We start from the raw sequence: 5,324 nt of genomic DNA on the forward strand, positions 1-5,324 counted from the left end.
CCGCTCGCGGACTTCAGGTGAAAATTTGTTGGTTGTCTTGCTCATAACGGATGCTCCTTCTCACAAGTTGGAGCCTCCTGGAAACCCGGGGCGCTTCAATGATTCGGTGGACCAACATTGAAGCCAAATTTCGGTATCCACGAGTTCCAGTAAGGTGAGATAATCGCTGTCTTTCCGGGGGAAGGGCCTGCCGGCGTATTCCTTGATGGCGTCCACATCGAGTATTCCGTGTGCTGCCAATTCACCTCGAAGCAGAAGGTCGATAAGCTGCGGTGCGTGGTGCTCGAAAAACTTGGCGTGTATCTCGCACGGCGTACCTTTCGTCGACCGTTTAGCAATGTCTCGTGGTAGCACTTCGCAGGCCGACCTTGCGATCGACCGATCGATGCCTCCGTAAATCCAAAGCCATGTCGGAATGGCAAGGCAGGCTTCGACGATGGGGGGCAAGAGCAGGGGCGAGAGCATTGCGATATTACTTGCACGCGGCATTTGCTCAAGATGGTTGTAGGCGCGGAGTATGGCGGCGATATGAGCGGATTTGCCGCGGCAGGCGTCGGTCGGCGCAACCAACCATGGATGAACCTCTCTTGGTTGAGAAAGCATGAGCGGATCTGTGCGAAGGAACAGGGAGCGCTTGGGCCACGAGAACGGTCTCCCAAGGCGTCGTCTGCGCCATTCGTTTCGTACAGCGTGCCGTAGGATCTGGAAGTACGATGCACCAGTAACACCTTCTAGAGCATTTAGGCATAGCCGAAGGTCCCGTACGGACGGATTATTTGCCAGCAGGTCAAGGAGTGGCAAAGAGGAGTTCAGGAAGCAGAATACGCTGTCTCCGCCATAGCCTGTGAGAATGACATCGTGGCAGCCCGACAGGCTCTCCGACCGAAACAATTCCATGCTTGAGTTGGCCATGAAACGCTGGGTGGGGCGCGGGAGGTGTGGTTGGGAGCCGATGTAACTCTCGATGCTAGGCGCAGCAAAGGGAACCTCATTCAGAGGATAATCACATCCTTTCGTTACGATGCGGGCAAAGCAGCGTTCATCGCCGGACGGAGAGGTGGTGAACAGATTGACACAATGGGCTTTCGCTGCGGCGCGGTGGAGTTCGGTTGCTACGATCGATGAGTCGAGGCCGCCTGATACGGTAACAATTGGATGTTTGAACCAATCGGCGAGAGCTTCGTGCACCTCGCGGAATGCTGCTCGCAGGAGTTCGACTGCATCCAATTCACTTCTGCATGGATTCGGACCGCAGAAGGTCCACGGACTCCAAGCTGAGCAAATGCTTACAGCATTCGCCTCGATGATTGCTGTCTCTCCGGGGAGCAATTCGCAGATGCCGGTTACCGCTGTGCGACCGCTAAAATGACCGGGGAAGTAAAGTAGGTTGGTCAGTTCGTCCCAATCGATCGTGAATGAGGTTCCCGGAACGTTGCGAAGTAGATTTGCGTCGGAAGCAAAAACCCAGGTGCTACCAATGCAGGCGTAATAGCAGGGGATCTGTCCGGAAGGGTCTCTCGTAACGGAAACGCCTTCGTGAGCGCCCGAGGCGATGGCGATATACGCGCCCCAGACGGATTGCAGAAGCTGCTTGCTGGATTTGACGGTTATGTCGTTGCGCGCGGATCGCCTGTGGCGATGAGGCCCCAATATATGGAAGGGCCCCAGGATCTGATGGCTCTTTGCAAGTCCCCCAGAAACGTAGATCGCGAGGTTCTCCGTTTCAATGGTGGTTTCAAGGCCAGCTGCCAAAAGGCTGCTGCTGAGGGCAAATCGGTGTTGTACGTCGGGTCCGATGACTATTGCGTACCGGCCTTGCATGATCACACGGCCAAGATCGGCGTGAAATCTTTCACGAAATTTGGATCGTCAATAAGGAGGATATTGCCGAACTGAACCCAGGCGTGTGCATTGAATGGGTTGGTCTGGACACCAAGCACCATTTTCGCTGATAGCCCATTGCGAAGGCACTCTCGAACAATCGCGATCGAAAGCGGCAAGCACTGGTCATGTCGGCCAAATAGACCGGAAATACCTTGGAAGCCGGATGCGACCCGATGCAGGGCTTCGACCGAACCATTGCCACTGCAACGTTCTTTGGAGCGCTCAATTCCGGATAAGACACGCCAAAGGGGACGGAACTTGAGTTCAACCCGTGAGCGCTGCCTACCCAAGATTGCGTGCACCACGAAGTTTGCGGTAGGTCTCGTTTCCTGTAGAGTCAGGACCTCGAGGTCATCGTTGCAGGGTGGGCGGTCCGGCCTTTTGACATTGCCCTCTACCACTATTCCGCATTCGACATAGATACGCAGTTCATCTTGGTCTGACGAACTCAGTTTGGTCTGCGCGAGCATTCGACGAAAGCAGGCTCGTTTAGCAGGAGGGACTGCGAAGTAGCGATTGGCTCGGATGTCCAAGAGGATGATATCATCTCCGACATAAGCATATCGTACGGTGGATTGGAGGCTGAGCGTCATCGCTTTGTACCGGTTGGGGCGCGCAAAATTTGCGCGCCCGTGCGGTTTCAATCGTCGCTGAGGCCGGCGATATTGTAGCGCAGCCCGGTCTCGACGTCCGGAAGCTGGACGCCGCCCTGGCCCTTGGTTTCAGCGGTGACTGCACCGAGGTCGGTGAGATGTTCGTCACGCTGTTCGATTTCACGGGTCATAACATTCTCCTTTCCAATGTCGCTGAATCGCGACTTGGAGAATGTGTTTCAGAACCAATTTATATCAAAATCATTATGGGACAGATGTTGGCCGATGTCCCGTGGTTTTGAGGTTATGAAATTGAATAATATTCATAATAATTTGGTTTAAGTGCCAAATTTATATTTCTAAAAGGAAGTTAGTGGATTGACTCCAACGTTTGGAACCCTCGATTTCGAGCCGCGATGATTTCGTCCGGATTGGCCTTCCAGATGAAGGGCTTGGGGTTGTCGGCGTTGTACTCCCGGATGAACCGGTTGATGGCAGCCTGGAGGTCGACGACGGAGTGGAAGACGCCGTGCTTAAGGCGCCGCCTGGTCAGCTTTCCGAAGAAGCCCTCGACGGCATTGAGCCATGAGGAAGATGTCGGCGTGAAGTGGAAAGTCCAGCGCGGATGGCGGGCGAGCCACTCCTGGACCTTGTCCTTCTTGTGTGCGGCATAGTTGTCGAGGATCACGTGGATCGCCTTGCCCTTGGGTACTTCACGCTCGATCCGATTGAGGAAGCGGATGAACTCCTGGTGGCGGTGGCGCTGCATGTTCTGCCCTATCACGGTTCCGTCGAGCACGTTGAGCGCAGCGAACAGCGTGGTCGTGCCGTGGCGCTTGTAGTCATGGGTCAGGGTGCCGGCGCGGCCCTTCTTCATCGGCAGACCGGGCTGGGTGCGGTCGAGCGCCTGTATCTGCGATTTCTCGTCGATCGACAGGACCACCGCATGGGCGGGGGGATCGACATAGAGGCCGACGATCTCGGTGAGCTTTTCGGCGAAAGCCGGATCGTTCGACAGCTTGAAGCTGCGCCAGCGATGCGGAGCAAGCCCATGCGCCTTCCAGATCGACTGCACTGTCGAAACGGCAAGCCCGACCGCTTTGGCCATCGCGCGCGCCGTCCAGTGGGTTGCCTCATGCGGCGGCGGTTCCTGCGTAAGCCGGACAATTTCGGCCACGCGCTTGGGCAATACCGGCGCCTTGCCGGGCGGACGGGACTTGTCGCGGAGCAGGCCATCGACGCCTTCGTGCATGAAACGCTCCTGCCAGCGCCACACGCAGGTCTTCGACTTTCCTGTTGCCGTCATAATCGCCGAGGTGCCCAGGCCGTCGCTGCTCAAAAGAACGATACGGGCGCGCCAGACATGTTTCTGTGGACTCAAGGGCGCCGACACGATGTCGTGCAGGCGTTGACGGTCGGAGGCCGAAACGATGAAGCTGATCCCATCACGCATCCTCCGAGACTGACACGCCAGCAAGCCAGTGGGAATCCCCAACTGGACTCTTTCGTTCCGGTCAATCCATTAGCATACTTGCTTTACGAAAAACACCGGAACGTATGCCGCGTGGGGTTGAAAGCTGCTTCCCTCGAGTAGAGGGTAAGGTGCCAATTCGAGGAATGTGTCGAAAAGGCATGTTGATCAAGGTTAGTGTTCTTGGTTGCAATGTTCCCGAGTGCGAGCAACCCTCTCTGTGGAAAGGGACGGTAGTTATGAAACTGAACCTCGAAACCTATTTGGCAACTAGCGATCTCCCAAATGGCCCAGTGTACATCTGGGAGATGGATGACGCTTATCTTGAGGCTGATTTCCATGACGACGACCAGCCGGCCTCCTTAGGGCAAAAGATCGGGTTCGGTCTAACCGTGGTTTTGGTCGCAGCGGTGATGATCTGGATGGCTACGCTCATTTCCTGAGATTTGGATCGCGGAAGAAGCCTTTATCGAGCGATCGATTGACTTCGTTTTGGAGATCTACGCCGCCGATTATGCTCTGACCTCGACCGACACGGGCAGCTTCGGCGTGATCCTCGATCTCCCGCTTGCCGGCTGCAATCCCCACGCCTACCGCTGAGCCGTCGCTTGGGTCAGCAAGCGTCGGAGTAACCCTCAATCCCGTCGGATGATATGCTGCGGTAACGCCAGCTGACGAGGTGATCGCCGGGGCTTCGATATCCGCCGCAAGTTCCGGTTCCTTGAGGAATGGCGCAACTTCGGCATAAATAGCATGTTGGCGTTCTCGAAGAAATTTGGCGACCAGACTTTCGCGAACGTCCCTCTGATGATTACTCATAGACACTTCATGGAGGCTGGGGGCCTGAAGCCCTGGATTATGTGCCGCTTCGCGACGATACCAATCTGCTAATTCCTGGCTTAGGTTTTCGCTCATCTGCAGATTGTGAGACTCCGCATAGCTGGCGTCTCGTGACAACTGCTCGGCTTTCTCACGAAACGCTCGCGCGCGTTGTTCATAGGAATTTGCAAGCGAGAGGGAATCTTCTTGCCCAACTGACGACGTTTGGGAGACCGAGCTTCTGGCAAATACGCCGCCGGAATCCGCAGTCCCGTGGGATATAGAGAGATTGGTACCATTTCCACGTTCGTCTCGAGTGCCGTTGCTGGCGCTCGAAGAGGTATCATTCGACCGAATTTCGTCCGTATTGTAGTGAAGTTGAAATCCCTGCTGCACGGTGTCGGTATGATCTACGCCAGCGCGAAGTGGTGTTGTGCTGCGGCCAGGTTGAGGTTTACTGAAGCGCCCCGGGTTTCCAGGAGGCTCCAACTTGTGAGAAGGAGCATCCGTTATGAGCAAGACAACCAACAAATTTTCACCTGAAGTCCGCGAGCGGG

General features: G+C 55.7%; 5 protein-coding genes and 1 pseudogene. 1 reads left to right on the top strand and 5 read right to left on the bottom strand.

The genetic code is table 11. The features are described from left to right. Positions 1–60: 60 nt before the first annotated feature. The 4 genes from ADT71_RS29830 to ADT71_RS00675 form a co-directional block, all read right to left on the bottom strand. Positions 61–1,752, bottom strand: coding sequence for an asparagine synthase-related protein (locus tag ADT71_RS29830; protein WP_165913387.1), 1,692 nt, complete (start codon positions 1,750–1,752; stop codon positions 61–63). Positions 1,753–1,823: 71 nt separating this feature from the next. Then, the gene (locus tag ADT71_RS29835) at positions 1,824–2,354 is read right to left on the bottom strand and encodes a lasso peptide biosynthesis B2 protein (protein ID WP_207906171.1); all 531 of its coding nucleotides are present in this window, start codon (positions 2,352–2,354) and stop codon (positions 1,824–1,826) included. 170 nt (positions 2,355–2,524) lie between these two features. Continuing rightward, positions 2,525–2,668 (bottom strand): benenodin family lasso peptide, encoded by a 144-nt coding sequence (locus ADT71_RS30910; RefSeq protein WP_132470482.1) that lies wholly within the window; start codon positions 2,666–2,668, stop codon positions 2,525–2,527. A 179-nt stretch (positions 2,669–2,847) separates the two neighbouring features. Then, positions 2,848–3,930: an IS630 family transposase gene (locus ADT71_RS00675; protein ID WP_054434212.1), complete on the bottom strand. Its 1,083-nt coding sequence runs from the start codon at positions 3,928–3,930 to the stop codon at positions 2,848–2,850. A 257-nt stretch (positions 3,931–4,187) separates the two neighbouring features. On the opposite strand from ADT71_RS00675, the gene ADT71_RS00680 reads away from it, so the two are divergent. Next, positions 4,188–4,391, top strand: coding sequence for a hypothetical protein (locus ADT71_RS00680; RefSeq protein WP_132470484.1), 204 nt, complete (start codon positions 4,188–4,190; stop codon positions 4,389–4,391). On the opposite strand, the pseudogene ADT71_RS30915 reads toward ADT71_RS00680, so the two are convergent. Continuing rightward, a pseudogene (locus ADT71_RS30915) lies at positions 4,381–5,324 on the bottom strand (conjugal transfer protein TraG); the annotation flags it as partial. The gene ADT71_RS00680 and the pseudogene ADT71_RS30915 overlap by 11 nt on opposite strands.

The organism is Novosphingobium sp. ST904 (genome assembly GCF_001298105.1).
Taxonomy (GTDB): Bacteria; Pseudomonadota; Alphaproteobacteria; order Sphingomonadales; family Sphingomonadaceae; genus Novosphingobium.

What these genes read in the sequence shown, in the direction of transcription:
- ADT71_RS00680 (WP_132470484.1), top strand. Translation starts at nt 4,188, where the DNA reads ATGAAACTGAACCTCGAAACCTATTTGGCAACTAGCGATCTCCCAAAT.
- ADT71_RS29835 (WP_207906171.1), bottom strand. Translation starts at nt 2,354, where the DNA reads ATGCTCGCGCAGACCAAACTGAGTTCGTCAGACCAAGATGAACTGCGT.
- ADT71_RS00675 (WP_054434212.1), bottom strand. Translation starts at nt 3,930, where the DNA reads ATGCGTGATGGGATCAGCTTCATCGTTTCGGCCTCCGACCGTCAACGC.
- ADT71_RS30910 (WP_132470482.1), bottom strand. Translation starts at nt 2,668, where the DNA reads ATGACCCGTGAAATCGAACAGCGTGACGAACATCTCACCGACCTCGGT.